Annotated in this window: 13 protein-coding genes; 4 read left to right on the top strand and 9 right to left on the bottom strand. The window is 63.2% G+C overall.

Going from position 1 to position 16501, the window contains the following annotated elements:
• Positions 1-1197 (top strand): adenosyl-hopene transferase HpnH, encoded by a 1197-nt coding sequence (gene hpnH, locus AC1RKJ_RS20790; protein ID WP_492793015.1) that lies wholly within the window; start codon positions 1-3, stop codon positions 1195-1197.
• A gap of 77 nt (positions 1198-1274) precedes the next feature.
• Here hpnH and AC1RKJ_RS20795 read toward each other — a convergent pair whose 3' ends face one another.
• From AC1RKJ_RS20795 to AC1RKJ_RS20825, 7 genes are all read right to left on the bottom strand, one after another.
• Positions 1275-1997: a phosphorylase gene (locus AC1RKJ_RS20795; protein ID WP_492793016.1), complete on the bottom strand. Its 723-nt coding sequence runs from the start codon at positions 1995-1997 to the stop codon at positions 1275-1277.
• Positions 1994-3964 (bottom strand): squalene--hopene cyclase, encoded by a 1971-nt coding sequence (gene shc, locus AC1RKJ_RS20800; RefSeq protein WP_492793017.1) that lies wholly within the window; start codon positions 3962-3964, stop codon positions 1994-1996. Before shc ends, AC1RKJ_RS20795 begins: the two co-directional genes overlap by 4 nt.
• Positions 3965-3987: 23 nt before the next feature.
• Complete coding sequence (hpnE, locus tag AC1RKJ_RS20805) at positions 3988-5250, bottom strand: hydroxysqualene dehydroxylase HpnE (protein ID WP_492793018.1); 1263 nt, start codon at positions 5248-5250, stop codon at positions 3988-3990.
• On the bottom strand, positions 5250-6092 hold the full coding sequence (gene hpnD / locus AC1RKJ_RS20810) for a presqualene diphosphate synthase HpnD (protein WP_492793019.1): 843 nt from the start codon (positions 6090-6092) through the stop codon (positions 5250-5252). The genes hpnE and hpnD overlap by 1 nt, the downstream gene beginning before the upstream one ends.
• Before the next feature lie 6 nt (positions 6093-6098).
• A complete protein-coding gene (gene hpnC / locus AC1RKJ_RS20815) occupies positions 6099-6977 on the bottom strand; it encodes a squalene synthase HpnC (protein WP_492793020.1) in 879 nt (292 codons plus the stop codon).
• Between the two features lie 291 nt (positions 6978-7268).
• Positions 7269-8456, bottom strand: coding sequence for a BaiN/RdsA family NAD(P)/FAD-dependent oxidoreductase (locus AC1RKJ_RS20820; protein WP_492793021.1), 1188 nt, complete (start codon positions 8454-8456; stop codon positions 7269-7271).
• A gap of 44 nt (positions 8457-8500) precedes the next feature.
• A complete protein-coding gene (locus AC1RKJ_RS20825) occupies positions 8501-10087 on the bottom strand; it encodes a B12-binding domain-containing radical SAM protein (RefSeq protein ID WP_492793022.1) in 1587 nt (528 codons plus the stop codon).
• Positions 10088-10488: 401 nt separating this feature from the next.
• Between AC1RKJ_RS20825 and AC1RKJ_RS20830 the strand changes: the two genes are divergently transcribed.
• The 3 genes from AC1RKJ_RS20830 (at position 10489) to AC1RKJ_RS20840 (ending at position 14614) form a co-directional block, all read left to right on the top strand.
• On the top strand, positions 10489-11484 hold the full coding sequence (locus tag AC1RKJ_RS20830; protein ID WP_492793023.1) for an NADP-dependent oxidoreductase: 996 nt from the start codon (positions 10489-10491) through the stop codon (positions 11482-11484).
• 128 nt (positions 11485-11612) lie between these two features.
• Positions 11613-12896, top strand: a complete 1284-nt coding sequence (gene oxlT, locus AC1RKJ_RS20835; protein WP_492793024.1) for an oxalate/formate MFS antiporter — start codon at positions 11613-11615, stop codon at positions 12894-12896.
• Between the two features lie 128 nt (positions 12897-13024).
• Positions 13025-14614, top strand: a complete 1590-nt coding sequence (locus tag AC1RKJ_RS20840; protein ID WP_492793025.1) for a gamma-glutamyltransferase family protein — start codon at positions 13025-13027, stop codon at positions 14612-14614.
• 272 nt (positions 14615-14886) lie between these two features.
• Here the strand turns inward: AC1RKJ_RS20840 and eda are convergent, their stop codons facing one another.
• Together eda and AC1RKJ_RS20850 are read right to left on the bottom strand one after the other, a co-directional pair.
• Entirely contained in the window at positions 14887-15546 is a 660-nt protein-coding gene (eda, locus tag AC1RKJ_RS20845; RefSeq protein WP_492793026.1) for a bifunctional 4-hydroxy-2-oxoglutarate aldolase/2-dehydro-3-deoxy-phosphogluconate aldolase, read from the bottom strand.
• Positions 15543-16496: a sugar kinase gene (locus AC1RKJ_RS20850; protein WP_492793027.1), complete on the bottom strand. Its 954-nt coding sequence runs from the start codon at positions 16494-16496 to the stop codon at positions 15543-15545. The genes eda and AC1RKJ_RS20850 overlap by 4 nt, the downstream gene beginning before the upstream one ends.
• Positions 16497-16501 lie beyond the last annotated feature (5 nt).

The following is a 16501-nucleotide window of genomic DNA, read 5'->3' on the forward strand; positions in this document are numbered from 1 at the left end:
ATGGCCATTCCATTTTTCAAAGAAATCAAGATCGGCTCCTACCTGGTGAAGCAGAAGCTGCTTGGCCGGAAACGCTATCCGCTCGTGCTGATGCTGGAGCCGTTGTTTCGCTGCAACCTCGCCTGCGTCGGTTGCGGCAAGATCGACTATCCCGATGCGATCCTGAATCGCCGCATGTCGGCGCAGGAATGCTGGGACGCCGCCGACGAATGCGGCGCGCCGATGGTTGCGATCCCTGGCGGCGAACCGCTGATCCACAAGGAGATCGGCGAGATCGTGCGCGGCCTCGTGGCGCGCAAGAAGTTCGTCTCGCTCTGCACCAACGCGCTGCTGCTCGAAAAGAAGCTCGATCTGTTCGAGCCCTCGCCTTACCTGTTCTTCTCCGTGCATCTCGACGGCCTGAAGGACCATCACGACAAGGCCGTGTCGCAGAAGGGCGTGTTCGACCGCGCCGTGTCCGCGATCAAGGCTGCGAAGGCACGCGGCTTCACCGTCAACGTCAACGCGACCATCTTCGACGGCCATGCCGCCGAGGACATTGCCAAGTTCCTCGACTACACGGTCGAACTCGGCGTCGGCGTTTCGATGTCGCCCGGCTACGCCTACGAGCGCGCGCCGGATCAGGAGCACTTCCTGAACCGCACCAAGACCAAGAAGCTGTTCCGCGACGTGTTCGCGCTCGGCAAGGGCAAGAAGTGGAATTTCATGCACTCGGGCCTGTTCCTGGACTTCCTCGCCGGAAATCAGGAATACGAGTGCAAGCCGTGGGGTATGCCCGCGCGCAACATCTTCGGCTGGCAGAAGCCCTGCTATCTGCTCGGCGAAGGCTATACCAAGACCTTCAAGGAGCTGATGGAAACCACCGACTGGGAAACCTACGGCACCGGCAAGTACGCGAAGTGCGCCGACTGCATGGCCCATTGCGGTTACGAGCCGACCGCGGCCGATGCGGCGCTGACCAATCCGCTCAAGGCGCTTTGGGTGTCGCTGCGCGGCGTGAAGACCGAAGGCCCGATGGCGCCGGAGATCGATCTCAGCAACCAGCGGCCGGCGCAGTACATCTTCTCGTCGGAAGTGCAGAAGCGCCTGTCGGAAATCCGTGCCGATGAAGCGAAAGCGGCGGAAGCCAAAGCCGCCAAACTCGCCGCCGCAACGGCAGACGCAAAGTCGGCTCAGGGCGCTTCGACCGCGGCATAACGATTTCAGCAACTGCTGATAAAAAAAGGCGCGAGCAATGCTCGCGCCTTTTTTAATTCGCTAAATGACGCGGGCCGTCAGCCCAGCGCGCCCCGGCAGCCGCGCAGCGAGCGCAGCGCGCGGCTGAAATCCCGGCCCGTCGAAATCAGATGAGGGATCGTCTTCGGATTACGCGCGATGCCGCGCATCACCTTCCACATATCGACATTGCCGTTCGGCTTGATGGCGCTCATCGTCAGTTCCGGCAGCGCCCGATGCGCCGGATCGCTGATCACGCGGACCGCCGCGAAAGGCAGGCCGTAGTGCTCGGCATAACGCGCAGCGATATGGCTTTCCATGTCGACGGCATCGGCGCCGGTGGTCGCGCGCAGCGCGGCCTTGCCGAGCTGGCCGGTCACGACTTCTTCCACGCCGACCAGAACACCCGGCACGACCGAACGGCCGCGCTTGGTTGGCCGCGCGATCAGGTTCTCGGTCAGTGAAGCTGAGGTCGCCCAGCGATGATCCGCGGCGACGATTTCAGAGGCGATGATAATGTCGCCCGACTTGAGCGCCGGATTGAGACCGCCTGCGACGCCGAAGCTCACGATGCCGCGAATGCTCGCCGGATCGAACGACGTCATCATCTCGCGCAGCTGAATCGGATTGCTCGAACTGCAAATGACAGTGAGGCCGGGGCCGGCGGCGATGCGGGCCTCCTGCTTCAAACCGGTGACGATAAGCACCGGCAATTCGACCGGCAGTCCATCCCGTCCAAGTGCGATGTGTGCGGCGTTGTCCCCGCCGGCGCCGTTGATCACATTCCAATCCCCACGAAGCGGCTGTTAGTATTGCGCAAATTTCGGTATCGCGCCAGCGCCCACAGCGGGAAGAACTTGGAATATCCGTGGTATCGCAAATAGAACACACGCGGGAACCCGCCGCCTGTGTATTGCGGCTCGGTCCAGAGCCCGTCCTTGGCCTGATTTTGAATCAAATAGTCGATGCCCCGTTTGGTCGCGGGATGATCGACCTTGCCCGCCGCCATCAGGGCCAGCGTGGCCCAGGAGGTCTGTGAGGCCGTCGTATCGGCCTTCACATAGCCCTTGTAGTCCAGCCGGTAGCTGTTGCCGTCTTCGCCCCAGCCACCGTCGGCGTTCTGGATGGCGATCAGCCAGTCCGCCGCCTTGGCGATCACAGGGTCGCTGTGATCGATGCCGGCGGCATTCAGCGCGCACAGCACGGACCAGGTTCCGTAGATGTAGTTGACGCCCCAGCGCCCGAACCAGGAACCGTCGGGCAATTGCGTGCGGCGAAGATAGTCGATGCCCCGCGCCATCGCCGGGCTCGTCTCGGCGGTCTCGCCAAGCTGCGCCAGCATCGAAACGCAGCGCGCGGTGACGTCCTCGGTCGGCGGATCGAGCAGCGCGCCGTGGTCCGAAAACGGAATGTTGTTGAGATAGTATTCGAGATTGTCGGCATCGAACGCCGCCCAGCCGCCGTCCTTGCTTTGCAGCCCGAGCAGCCATTCCGTTCCGCGCGCGATCGCCTCGTCGTATTTGGTGCCGGCGTTCAGCGTGCCGCGCGCGCGGTCCATCGCCATCACCACCACGGCGGTGTCGTCGAGGTCGGGATAGTGCGCGTTGTTGTACTGGAACGCCCAGCCGCCCGGACGCACGCCCGGCCGCTTTTCGATCCAGTCGCCCTCGACATCAAGCACCTGCCTCGGCTTCAGCCAATTCAGCGCAGCCTTGGCCGCCTCGACGTTCTCGTCGCCGCCGGCTTCGATCATGGCGTGCGCGGCGAGTGCAGAGTCCCATACCGGCGAGACGCACGGCTGGCAGTATGCCTCGTCATCCTTGATGACGAGCAGGTTCTCGATCGACTGGCGCGCCAGCACATAGTCCGGATGATCTTTCGGATAGCCGAGCACATCGTACATCATCACGGTGTTGGCCATCGCCGGGAAGATCGCGCCGAGACCATCGACGCCGTTCAGGCGCTCGGTCACGAAGTCGACCGCCTTATCGATCGCCCGCTGGCGGGTCTTCTTCGGAAAGAAAGGATCGAAGGCGCGCAGCGCGGCATCGATGATCGCAAAGCCCGTGAACCAGAGCTGGCTCTGGTGCGGCGCCTTCGCCGTCATTCCGATGGTCTTCGGATCTTCAAGAAACAACTCGTCAATGCCGATCTTGAGCTCGTTGCGCGCGCGCGGCTTCTTCGCCAGCAGCACAAGCAACGGCACGATCACGGTGCGCGCCCAATAGGACATCTTGGTGAGGTGGAACGGAAACCAGCGCGGCAGCAGCATGATTTCAACCGGCATCACCGGCACCGCGCGCCACGTCATGATGCCGAACAGCGCCAGCATGATGCGCGTGAAGACGTTGCTCTTGATCGCGCCGCCGCGGCGAAGCATTTCCTCGCGCGCCTTCTTCATGTGCGGCGCGTCCACGGAGTCGCCGATCATCTTGAGCGCGAAGTAGGCCTTCACGCTCGCGCTCATGTCGAACTCGTGGCCGTGGAACAGCGACCAGCCACCGTTCTCGTTCTGAATGCGCCGCAGGTAATTAGCGATCTTCGCTTCCAGCCCGGAATCGACAGGCTCGGCGAGATAATGCCGCAGCAGGATATACTCGGCCGGGATCGTGGCGTCCGCTTCAAGCTCGAACACCCAGTGTCCGTCCGGCTTGTGATGAGTCAGCAGCGCGCTGCTCGCGGTCGCGATGCTTGCCTCGAGAGCCGCAGCAGCGGGCGCGGCCTCCATATGCTGGTCTGTGATCGTCATGATGGTCGTTGAATTGAGCCCAATTACTGCATTTTGAGGGCGAAATCCGCGGCTTTATCGCCGGATCGGATCGAGCCCTCGATGGTCGCAGGCAGTCCCGTATCAGTCCAGTCACCCGCGAGGAACAGGTTTTTCCACTCGGTGCCAGTCCCGGGACGCATGGCGTTCTGTTCCGGGGTCGCCTCGAATGTGGCGCGGCGTTCGCGCACGATCTGCCACGGCGGCAGCGGGCCTTCCGCGACGTCGGTTCCGATTTTGGCGGCCTTGCAGATGTCGCGCCAGATGTCGCGCGCAAGCTCTTCGCGCGGCGCATTCACCAGCCGGTCGGCATTGCTGATGGTCACCGACAGCCGCTGCGGGAATGCGAACAGCCATTCGACCACGCCGCCGATCACGCCCATCATCGCCGGCGTGCCGGGCGGCGGATCGTAACGGAAATGCGCGTTGACGATGGCGCGGAACTTGGTCGGCGTCTTGAGCCCGAGCAGGATCGACGAGGCGGCGCGCGGCGGAACGGCCAGCACGATGACGTCGCTCGGCGCGACCGCAATCGTATCGTCGACAAACTCCAGCGACGAGACCGTTTCGCCGCCCATCAGCATCTGCCGCAGCTCATGTCCGAAATTGACGGTGCCGCCCTTCTCGCGGATCAGCTTGATCGCGGGATCGACCAGCACGGAGCTGAGACCTTCAGCCGCGATCAGCGGACGGCATGACTTGCCGCCGGCGAGCAGCGTCTCGCGCACGATCGCGCCCGCGAGACCCGCTGAGCCTTCCGGTGGATCGACATTGAGCGCCGCCAGCAGCAACGGCTGCACAAGGCGGTCGTAGAGCGGGCCTTCGCATTTGATCGTGTTGCCGATCAGCGCGTCGTTGTTCGCCCAGATCACCGGCGCAAGCGCGACATAATCGCCGACGGCCGTATCCGGCACACGGCGCGATTTATCGAACACCCAGGTCGGCAACCGCCCCTTGCCGAGATCGAGCTTCCAGCGCTTGTCTGATTTGAGATCGACGAAATCGAACTCGGCGCGCTCCGGACCGACGAGGCCTGCTTCGGAGCCGATCGACAGCGCATAGGACCGCGCGTGGAGATTGCCCGACAGCATCAGGTGGTTGCCGTTGTCGATGACGAGATCGGTTGCTGCGTCATAGTACGAACGGCAGCGGCCGCCGGCCTGCTGCGTCGCTTCGTGGACGTGAACCTCGAAACCTTCATTCGCGAGCCGGACCGCCGCGGACAGGCCGGATATGCCGGCGCCGATGATGTGAGCTTTTTTTGTCATCAGATAAATGCGTACCGAATGAGAATGAAAATCTTGGCAGCCTTGCTGAGCTTGACCGGCTTGCGGGGCAGCGCGAAACCGCGCTCCACCAGTTTCTCCAAAATCGCGTGGTAGTATTCCGACATGATCCTCGGCGCGCGCACGACGCGGCGCGAGTTGCGCGCCATGATATCGTTCGACTTGGCGAAATGATCGCGCGCCTGTTTCAGAATCCCCTCGCACGCGCGCGGCAATCGCGGATCGGAAGCCACCGTCAGCGGATCGTTCGACATGATGCCGGCGGCGTTGAGATTTTCACGCGGCAGATAGAGCCGGCCGAGGCCTGCGTCCTCGTCGATGTCGCGCAGGATATTGGTGAGCTGAAGCGCGCGGCCGAGATGGTGCGCGAGCAGAATGCCGTCTTCCTCGCCGAGGCCGAACACCCGCACCGACAGACGTCCAACGGCGCTGGCGACGCGGTCGCAATACAGATCGAGCGTCTTGGCATCCGGCGCGCGGATGTCGGCAGGCACATCCATCGCCATGCCATCGATGATCGCGATGTAATCCTCACGCCGCAGGCCGAACTGTTTCACCGATGGCGCGTAGTCCTTCACCCGCGCGGGCGGGTTGCCGGCATAGAGCGCGTCGATGTCGCGCCGCCACTGATCGAGCGCAGCAAGACGCTCCGGGCGCGGGCCGTCGGAATCCGCGATGTCGTCCACCTGACGGCAGAAGCTGTAAATCTGGAACATCGCATCGCGCTGCTCGCGCGGCAGAATACGCATCGCCGCATAGAACGAACTGCCCGAGGCGGTACCCTGCGCGTTGGTGTCCGGCGCTGTGGTGTCAATCGAGGTCATGTCAGATCACGCGCCCGGTACATGCCGCACGGCGGACGTCTGCCCGGTCGCGCGCCGATAAAGTCCCTGCGCCATCGCGGAGAGCGCAATGCCCGCCATCTGCCCCTTGGACAGATGCACGGTCTCGCTCAACGGATCGCGCATCTTCAGCAGATTGACGATCCTGTCGGCGAATGCATCGATCACGGCAATCTCGAGCCCGAACCGCGTATCCTTGATGTCGGTCGGAAGCGACGCGCCCTCATGCAGCAGCGTTTCTGTCCGGCGCGCCAGAGCGTGAAGGCATGTCAGCAATTCCGGCGACGACTTCGGCGCGCCGAGCATCTCCACCGTGGCGCCCGAGGCCGCCAGCGCATCGCGCGGAATATAGACGCGGTCGAGTTCGCGATAGTCCTTGCCGCAATCCTGCAAGTGATTGTTGATCTGCAACGCTGCGCAGATCGCGTCCGACGCCGCCCAGGTCGAGCGGTCCTCGCCGTGAACATCCAGCATGAAACGTCCGACAGGCATGGCGGAGAGCGAGCAGTAATGGATCAATTCGTCCCAGTTCTCGTAGCGCAGCTTGGTGACATCGAGACGAAACGCGTTGAGTAGGTCCTGTGCGTGCTTCGGCGGCATCCCGCGTTCCGCGAACGCCGCGCGCAGCGTCACTGCTTCCGGCTGGCTGTCGCCCTTGCCCAGCAACTCGGCTTCCAGCAGATCGAGCCGGTCGAGCTTTTCCTGCGCCGGCAACGAGGTGTGGTCGGCGATGTCGTCGCCGGTGCGGACGAAATTGTAGAACGCAAGGATCAGCGCGCGGTGGCGCGGATGGATGATCCACGACGCGACCGGGAAATTCTCGTCCTTGTGGCTTTTGCCTGAGCGCAACTCGCCTGCGGTCGTCATGGCGCGCACGCCGCGTTGGCTTGGACATGCGCCATCGCGCCGGATTTGATCCAACGATCGCAGGTCACAGGAAACAAGATGATTTCAGCCGACAAATCAGGCTCACAGATCATGGGGCGTCAGTTGCAAAGGAATCCGGCGAATTCCAGCCGTCGATTAGCAGTTTAGCGCGACCGAATACAAATTCCTATAGGTCAGGGAAATATAGTCCTGATTTCAGGGGGTTATGGCGCGTCAAAACGGCGCTCCGGGAGCATTTTTTACCGTTTTGGAACCCCTGCCCGCGCGGGCTTACACATTGCGGCCCGCGGCCACGCCGGACGACCAGGCCCACTGAAAATTGAAGCCACCGAGATGGCCGGTAACGTCGATCACCTCGCCGATGAAAAACAGGCCAGGCACGGATTTGGCCTCGAAAGTTTTCGACGACAATTCCGCCGTATCGACACCGCCAAGCGTGACTTCAGCAGTCCGGTAGCCTTCGGTGCCGCGCGGCGTTACGCGCCATTGGTTCACAAGAACTGCGACCGCCTGCAATTGCTTGTCCGGCAGATCGGCCATCCGCGAAACGCCGCCGGCTGTTTCCGCGATCATCTGCGCGAGCCGCGCGGGCAGCAGCCGCGCAAGCGCCGTCGCCAGTTCCTGACGCGGATGATCGCGCCGCATCTCCTTCAGCGCAGCCAGCACATCGACGCCGGGCGCCATGTCGATTTGAATGTCGTCGCCGTCGCGCCAGTAGGATGAAATCTGCAGGATCGCCGGGCCGCTCAGGCCGCGATGGGTGAACAGCATCGCCTCGTCGAACTGCGTCCCGTTGCAACTCACCACCGACTCGACCGCAACGCCCGCCAGATCGCGCAACCGCGCCAGCAGCGCCTCGTCGAAGGTCAGCGGCACCAGCGCCGCGCGCGGCGGCACGATCTTCAAATCGAATTGCTCCGCGACTTTGTAGCCAAAGCCGCTCGATCCCATTTTCGGAATCGACGGCCCGCCGGTGGCGATTACCAGCGATTGGGCGCGTATCTCGCCGCGATCGGTGACGACGGCAAATCCGCCCTCGCCCTTTGCGATCGACGAAATCTTCGTACCCGGATGCAGCGCCACGCGGGCGGCACCGCATTCATCCAGCAGCATGTCGATGATCTGCTGCGAGGAGCCGTCGCAGAACAGTTGCCCACGCGTCTTCTCGTGATAGGCGATGCGGTATTTTTCGACCAGCGCGATAAAATCGTGCTGGGTGTAGCCGCTCAGCGCGGACTTGCAGAAATGCGGATTGCGCGACAGGAAATTCGCAGGCGTGGTGTGCAGGTTGGTGAAGTTGCAGCGCCCACCGCCGGAAATGCGGACTTTCTCGGCCGGACGCTTCGCCTGCTCGATCACCGCCACGGAACGACCGCGCGCGCCGGCGACACTGGCGCACATCAGTCCGGCCGCGCCCCCGCCAAGGACCACGACGTCATAAACCAGCGGCTGTTTCATGGATGCTCAGGCCGCGAGACGATGCGCGCGGCCGTCATGCGCCGTTACTCGGCGGCGACAGGCATGTCCCGCAATCTGGTCGAATAATACGATGCATTCTGCTGCCCGCCCGATGCGTCCCGCGCGAACAATATCAGATGGTGCGCGACCAGACCAACAGTGATGATCCGCTCGATATCGCCGCGCCTGAGCAGCGGCAGCGAGAATTTCCAGAATTCGCGCCGGTAGTCGCTCTTGACGCCGACCTGCCAGACTATATTGGCGAACATCGTCAGTCCGCGCTTGATGTTTCGCAGCGACCATCGCTCCTTGCTTTTCGGAAGCTTGATCCGGTTCGGATAGGTGTGGATCACCTGATACTCGAAACGCGCAAACAGCTTCTCCGGCGTGTACGCCCGGCCCATGCACTCGCGCCACGTCGAGACGACGTGATCGTAGGGCAGCAGGAAATCGACGTTTGAATCGCGGTCGCTGTCCTCGATCAGGCGGCCTTCGCGCTTGAGGCGATCCCACAGCGGCGTCTTCGGCAACGCCTGCAGCAGGTTGATCGTCAGCAACGGGATCTCGGACTGGTCGACGAATTCGAGAATGCCCTCGCCCGCGTCGAGCGAGTCGGTATCCAGCCCGAGGATGATGCCGGACACCACTTCCAGGCCGTAACTGTTGAGCGTCTGCACGCCCTCCAGAATCGGCACCACCATATTGTGCTGCTTCGACATCGCCTTCAGCGCGGCCGGGTCCGGCGTCTCGATGCCGCAGAACACCGTGGCGAAATAGGCATCGCGCATCAGCGAGAGAATTTCAGGGCGCTTGGCGATGTTCAGCGTGGCTTCACATGCGAACTGCAGCGCGAAACCGTTGCGCTTCTGCCATTCGACGAGATGCGGCAGCAAATCCAGCGCCGCCTTGCGGTTGCCGATGAAATTGTCATCGACGAAATACACCGAGCCGGTGAGACCGCATTCCAGCAGCTTGTCGAGTTCGGCGGTGACCTGCTCGGGCGTCTTCAGGCGCGGGTTGCGTCCGTAGAGTCCGGGGATGTCGCAGAATTCGCACTGATAGGGACAGCCGCTGGAAAACTGGATGCTGCCGAGAAAATAACGCTCCAGCGGAATCAGTTCATAGGCCGGGATCGGAAACTCCGACATCTCGCGGCGTTCCTGCGTCGTGAGAACGACCTGCTTGTCGGGCCGCGAAGTATCGCGCGCCAGCCGCCGGAACAGCTCCTCCGTCGCGTCGCCAAGCTCGCCGACATGCAGATAGTCGAAATCGGGATAGTTCTCGGGACACGCGCTGACGGACGGCCCGCCCAGCGCCACGGCGAGATTGTGCTCGTGGGCGCGGCGGCAGATGTCGTTGATCTGCGGGCGCTGGATATGCATTCCGCTGACGAACACGGCATCGGCCCAGTCGAAATCCTCAGCCGTCGCAACCTTCATGTTCTCGTCGAGAAAGCGGACCTCCCAGCCCTTCGGCAGGGAGGCAGCAATCAGCAACAGCCCCTGAGGGGGCATGAAGGCCTGAACGCCGTCGGTCAGAGGATAAGCATATTCAAAAGTGCCAAAGGAAGGGGAATACTTCGGAAAAACGCAAAGGATGCGACGAATAGATGGACTTACGACGTCTCTCATCAGGCCCCCTGCTCTTGATCTGTGCAGTCTTGGTAAGAACGGGCCACAATTTCGGTGAGATTAGGGCGCTTCCGGGGAGGCAGCCCTGCCCCACGCAGCCCGCAACTGGAGAAGCAAGTGGCGCACCAGTTCTCGAATAACGCCTTTAACGCCATCGGGTTCCGTGGGGCAGGCCCGTAAAACCATTTCCTCGAATTTCCTTCCTCCATCGTCAGGCCGGGCCTGCGGTCCGGTGCCGCAAGCCTGTTGGAAAAGCGTCTGTTTGAAACGCATGCGCCGCGATCCTCACACCCGCAGACGACCGTATTGCGACAAGGCACCTCGCCGGTTCCATTCCCCCGGTGAACGCTGCTATCGTGCCGCACGAAACGCAAAAAACAACGCCGCCGGAGGGACAACACATGACCGCCAACCGCCAGATCCTGCTGGTCGAAAAGCCCACAGGCAAGCTCTCGCCGCAGAACTTCAAGATGACCGAAGCGGCAATGCCCGAAGCGCAGGACGGCGAGGTTCTGCTGCGCGTGCGTTACATCTCGCTCGATGCAGCGAACCGCGCGTGGATGCATGGCGCAACCTACCGCTCGGCAGTCGAGGCCAACTCGGTGATGGCCGGCGGCGCGGTCGCGGAAGTCGTCACATCGAAAGCACCGGGCTTCGCGCCGGGCGACCTCGTGTTCGGCGATACCGGCTGGCAGGATTATGCCGCGGTGAAAGCCAAGACGCTGGTCAAGGTGCCGCACATGGAGCCGATGACCCATTTGCTCAGCGTGTACGGCATTGCCGGCCTCACCGCCTATTTTGGCCTGCTTGAAGTCGGCAAGCCGAAAGCCGGTGAGACGGTTGCCGTTTCGGCGGCGGCGGGATCGGTCGGATCGATCGTCGGCCAGATCGCGAAGATCAAGGGCTGCCGCGTCGTCGGTATCGCTGGCGGCAAGGAGAAGTGCAACTGGCTGGTCTCCGAACTCGGCTTCGACGCCGCGGTCGATTACAAGTCGGAGCCGGTGTTCAAGGCGCTGAAGGCGGCGGCGCCGAGCGGCATCGACGTCTATTTCGACAATGTCGGCGGCGACATTCTCGAAGCGTGTCTCCCGCAGATGAACCAGAATGGCCGCATCGCATGCTGCGGCGCTGTCTCGCAGTATGACGGCGCACCCTCCGCCACAGGTCCGCGCGGCGTTCCCGGGCTGATCGTTGTGAAGCGCCTCATCATGCAGGGCTTCATCGTGATGGATTACTACGACCAGACCGCGCGGGCGATGGCCGACCTTCAGTCATGGGTGAAATCCGGCAAGCTCAAGGTGCAGGAAGACGTCATCGACGGCCTGGAGAACACACCGCAGGCGCTGATCGGCCTGCTCGCCGGTGAGAACCGCGGCAAGCGGATGGTGAAGGTGTAACGAACACATCGGCGGCGGATTCATTCCGTCCAAAAATGCATGTGCCGCCACTTGATAAACGCATAGCGCAAATGCGGTGAATGGCACGCACATTGCTGTGTTTTCTCCAGAACATGGAGAAAACGGGCATGAGCCTTACGACCGATTCAAAGACAAGCAACGCGCGCTGGATTCAACTGTTGCTGGGAGTCATCGCGATGATGGCGATCTCCAGCCCGCAATACGTCTGGACGCTGTTCGTCAAATCCTTCCAGACCACGACCGGCGCGACGCTGCCGGCCATCCAGATCACGTTTTCGCTGCTGATCGTCCTGCAAACCTTTTTCTCGCCGGCGCAAGGCTGGTTGATCGACAAGTTCGGCCCCAAATGGCTTATCGCGATCGGAGCCGTCTTGAGCGGCCTCGGTTGGGTTCTTTCGGCCCATATCACATCACTGACCGGACTTTATGCAACCTATGGCTTATTTTGCGGCATCGGCACCGGCCTCGTGTATGTCGGCATCGTCGGCCTGATGGTGCGCTGGTTTCCGGACAAGCGCGGTTTCGCGACCGGCATGGTCGCAGCCGGCTACGGTTTCGGCGCGATCCTCACCACCTTCCCGATTTCCGGCATGCTGGCGACATCGACCTATCAGCAAACTCTGACGACATTCGGCATCGTCCTCGGCGCGGTCGGATTTCTGGCGGCATTGGGTCTGCGCGATCCAAAGCCCGGCGAGGTCAGCGGCATCGCTCCCATGGTCTCGACGTCCACAACGGATTATGCGCCGAAGCAGATGCTGAAAACGCCGATCTTCTGGCTCATGTTCATCATGATGACCATGATGTCGACCGGCGGCCTGATGGTGATTTCGCAGTTCGCGAACTTCACCAAGGATTTCGGCGTCGCCAATGTGATGGTCTGGGGATTCGCCGCACTGCCCCTCGCCCTGACCATCGACCGCATCACCAACGGGCTGACGCGGCCGTTCTTCGGCTACGTGTCGGACAGGATCGGACGCGAGAATACGATGGCCCTTGCGTTTATCTTCGAGGGCATCGCCATCGCGCTGATGGTCGCCTTTCGCGACAACGCCCTTGCGTTTGTGCTGTTGTCGGGCGTCGTGTTCTTCGGATGGGGCGAGATCTTCTCGCTGTTTCCCTCCACCCTGACCGACACGTTCGGCACCAGGAACGCGACGACGAATTACGGCTTCCTTTATATGGCGCAAGGCATCGGCTCCGTGCTCGGCGGACCCGTCGCGGCGATGATCCGTGAATCCACCGGAAGCTGGATGCCGGTTTTCAGCCTCATCATCGTGATGGACGTGCTGACCGGCCTGCTCGCCCTGTTCGTTTTGAAGCCGTGGCGAATGGCATGGTTTGGGCATACTGCACCGGGCACACCTCCTCTCGCCGCCCCGGCGGAATAGGATTCACACCCCATCCACGTCCAGAATGCCCGGTAAAGCCGGGCATTTTGCGTTTTGTCAAAAGCGAAGTTTTCGCTTACATGAGGGACATCGCGTCCATTGTTGACGCTCGAACGTGGACACGATCAATGCTGAATACGCCTCGCTCCCGCCGCGGCATGGTGACTTCGCCGCATCATCTCGCCTCTGAAGCCGGACTGCGCGTGCTGCGCGAAGGCGGCAACGCCATCGAGGCGACGCTGGCCATGGCGGCGTCCCTGCCCGTGGTCTATCCGCACATGAATTCCATCGGCGGCGACGGGTTCTGGCTGATCTCGAAAGACGGCAAGCCGCCGATCGCGGTGGACGGCTGCGGCGCGGCCGCGACGGCGGCGACCGTCGATTTCTACAAGAGCAAGGGCCTTGCCGCGATCCCGTCGCGCGGGCCGCTGGCCGCGAACACAGTTGCGGGCACGCTGTCCGGCTGGGCCGAAGTGCTCGCGATCAACACGGAGATGGGCGGCAAGCTCCCGCTGTCGCGCCTCGTGGAAGATGCAGTTTGGTCCGCCGAGAACGGTTTCGCCGTCACCGCCACGCAGCAGGAATTGACCGAAACCAAGCTCGCGGAGCTGAAGGATTCTCCCGGCTTCGTCGAGACCTTCCTGCTCGGCGGCCAGTTGCCGAAGGAAGGCCAGTTGATGAAGCTGCCGGCGCTCGGCAACACGCTCAAGCGCCTCGGCGAGAAGGGCCCGATGGATTTCTACACCGGTACGCTTGCCAGGGAGATCGCGGCGGATCTGGCGCGCGTTGGCTCGCCGGTAACGCTGGAAGACCTCGCCGCGCACAAGGCGCAGCGCCGCGCGGCGCTGTCCGTCGCGGTCAAGGGCGCGACCCTCTACAACTTCCCGCCGCCGACGCAGGGCCTTGCCTCGCTGATGATCCTTGCGATCTTCGAGCGGCTCGGCGTCAAGGAAGCCGAGAGCTTCGATTACCTGCACAACATCGTGGAAGCCACCAAGCAGGCGTTCATCGTGCGCGACCGCATCGTTGGTGACCCGGCGCTGATGATGGAGAAAGCCGAACACTATCTGACGCCGGCCACGCTCGACGGACTGGCGGCCAACGTCAACCGCAAGCGCGCGCTGCCGTGGCCGGTGCCGGCCAATCCCGGCGATACGGTCTGGCTCGGCGCGGTCGACAAGGACGGCATCGCCGTCTCCTTCATCCAGAGCATCTATTTCGAATTCGGCTCCGGCTGCGTGCTGCCGAACTCCGGCATCGTCTGGCAGAACCGCGGTTCGAGCTTCCTGCTCGAAGGCGATGGCCCGCGCGCGCTGCGCCCCGGCCGCAAGCCGTTCCACACGCTCAATCCGGCGATGGCGCTGTTTAATGACGGCCGCCGCATGGTCTATGGCAACATGGGCGGCGAAGGCCAGCCGCAGAGCCAGTCCGCCGTGTTCTCGCGCTACGCGATGTACGGTCAGGGCTTGCAGGCCGCGATTACCGCGCCGCGCTGGCTGCTCGGCAAGACATGGGGCGACGCTACGGTGACGCTGAAGCTGGAAGACCGCTTCGATCCGGCGGTCGTTCAGGCCATGCGCGACGCGGGCCACGACATCGAAATCCTGCCGGCCTTCACCTCGACCATGGGCCATGCCGGCGCTGTGGTGCGCCATGCCGACGGCATGTTCGAGGGCGCGACCGACCCGCGCAGCGATGGTGCCGCGATGGGATTTTAAGAGTCAGGCCGAGTCGTTAGGCGGCTTTTCTCATGCTCATGCAGAACCTGATTCCGGGATTCAACCTCCGCCGGCGATCCGAATCGTAAGGCGTTCGCCGGACTCAACTTTTATTCGATCAGACTCATCTCTTGCTGGCCATGCTCCCTCGCCCCGCCCTTGCGGGGAGAGAGTTGGGGTGAGGGGCAACTTCGCAACCCGAGCGCCTCGCCCCTCACCCGAACCGCTACGCGGTCCGACCTCTCCCCTTAAACGGGGAGAGGTGAAAACAACTACCTCCGCCGCAGCGCCTTCATCGCGTCGATGCAGCGGCCGGTGATGACCTCCCAGTTCGCCGCCTTGACGTCCGACGCCGGGCACAGCCACGAGCCGCCGACCGCGATCACATTCGGCTCCGCGAGCCATGACACCACGTTGGCGGCATTGATGCCGCCTGTGGGGCAAAAGCGCGTGCCGGGGAACGGCCCCGCCAGCGCGCGCAGCATGGGGATTCCGCCCGCCTGCTCGGCGGGGAAAAACTTCAACAGATTGAATCCCTTCGCGTGCGCCTGCATCACTTCGGATGAAGTTGCGACGCCGGGCAACAATGGCAGATCGCTTGCAGCGGCAGCGTCGAGCAGGTCGGGCGTGGCGCCAGGGCTGACGGCGAACTGCGCGCCGAGATCCTGTGCACGGCGCAGATCGTCGCCATTGAGGACGGTGCCCATGCCGACGATGGCATCCGGCACCTCCGCGATAATCAACCTAGCGGCAGCGGCGGCGGCCTCGGTGCGGAATGTGACTTCGAGAACCTTCAGCCCACCGGCGACCAACGCGCGGGCCAGCGGCACGCCATCCTCGACGCGGTCGATGGTCAGCACCGGAACAATCCGCGCCGGGATCAGGATTTTTTCCAGCGCGGCCTGCCTCGCAGTCGCCGACAAGCCGGTCATGACGATCGCTCCATTGCAGCCGCTCCGGTCGCACCCACGGACGGCATAACTTCAGGCGGCATCGCTTCGCGCGGAATGATCGCGCCGGGATGGCCGATCACCGCGCCTGCCAGCCGGTGCCCCGCCCGCGCAGCATCCACCGGAGCCGCGCCGCGCAGCCGCGCGGCCAGATACGCCGCCGAGAAACTGTCGCCCGCCGCCGTGGTGTCCACCACCTTGCCGACCGGCTCCGCCGTCACGGCACGGTCCACGCCGTCAAGCCTGACAACGCTGGCGGGCGTGCCAAGTTTCAGCACGACTTCGCGCGCGGCCATCCGGTCGATCAGTTCGCCATGCATCCGCGCGCCGAACAGCGGGGTGAGATCGTCCACCGACGCCAGCACCACGTCGGCGACCGCAAACATGTCGCGATACACCTGACGCGCGGTGTCCAGCACCGGCCAGCCCTGAAGCCGGAAATTGGTATCGAAGGCGATGCGGGTTTTACCCCCGCGTGCTGCGCCAAGGGCCTCGATCAGCCGCCTGCGGCCGTCGGCGCTGTAGAGCGACAGCGTGATCCCCGAGAGATAGACCATGTCGTAGCTTGCAAGCGCCGCGAGAATGGCACCGGTTTCGGGCAGGTCGAGCAGCAGCCGCGCCGCCGCGTTCTCGCGCCAGTAGTAGAACGAGCGCTCGCCAACCTTGTCGGTGCGGATCGCATAGAGCCCCGGCAGCTTGCCGCCCACGCGCGCGACGCGCCCGGTCCCTATGCCCTCGGCCTTCCAGGTCTCGATCATCTCGTCGCTGAACGGATCGTCGCCGAGCGCCGTGACGTAATCCACGCCGACGCCGAGCCGCACCAGATAGACCGCCGTGTTCAGCGTGTCGCCGCCATAGCTGTACGTGAGCTGGTTGCCTGCGCCCCGCGACAGTTCGATCATGCACTCGCCAATGCAGGCGATTGTCGTCATCGCGG

This window comes from Afipia sp. GW822-FHT04G07, assembly GCF_058800765.1.

Bases quoted from the DNA above. Each gene is read 5' to 3' on its own strand.
- hpnH (WP_492793015.1), top strand. From the start codon at position 1: ATGGCCATTCCATTTTTCAAAGAAATCAAGATCGGCTCCTACCTGGTG.
- shc (WP_492793017.1), bottom strand. From the start codon at position 3,964: ATGACGATCACAGACCAGCATATGGAGGCCGCGCCCGCTGCTGCGGCT.
- hpnE (WP_492793018.1), bottom strand. From the start codon at position 5,250: ATGACAAAAAAAGCTCACATCATCGGCGCCGGCATATCCGGCCTGTCC.
- hpnD (WP_492793019.1), bottom strand. From the start codon at position 6,092: ATGACCTCGATTGACACCACAGCGCCGGACACCAACGCGCAGGGTACC.
- hpnC (WP_492793020.1), bottom strand. From the start codon at position 6,977: ATGACGACCGCAGGCGAGTTGCGCTCAGGCAAAAGCCACAAGGACGAG.
- AC1RKJ_RS20820 (WP_492793021.1), bottom strand. From the start codon at position 8,456: ATGAAACAGCCGCTGGTTTATGACGTCGTGGTCCTTGGCGGGGGCGCG.
- AC1RKJ_RS20825 (WP_492793022.1), bottom strand. From the start codon at position 10,087: ATGAGAGACGTCGTAAGTCCATCTATTCGTCGCATCCTTTGCGTTTTT.
- AC1RKJ_RS20830 (WP_492793023.1), top strand. From the start codon at position 10,489: ATGACCGCCAACCGCCAGATCCTGCTGGTCGAAAAGCCCACAGGCAAG.
- oxlT (WP_492793024.1), top strand. From the start codon at position 11,613: ATGAGCCTTACGACCGATTCAAAGACAAGCAACGCGCGCTGGATTCAA.
- AC1RKJ_RS20840 (WP_492793025.1), top strand. From the start codon at position 13,025: ATGCTGAATACGCCTCGCTCCCGCCGCGGCATGGTGACTTCGCCGCAT.
- eda (WP_492793026.1), bottom strand. From the start codon at position 15,546: ATGACCGGCTTGTCGGCGACTGCGAGGCAGGCCGCGCTGGAAAAAATC.
- AC1RKJ_RS20850 (WP_492793027.1), bottom strand. From the start codon at position 16,496: ATGACGACAATCGCCTGCATTGGCGAGTGCATGATCGAACTGTCGCGG.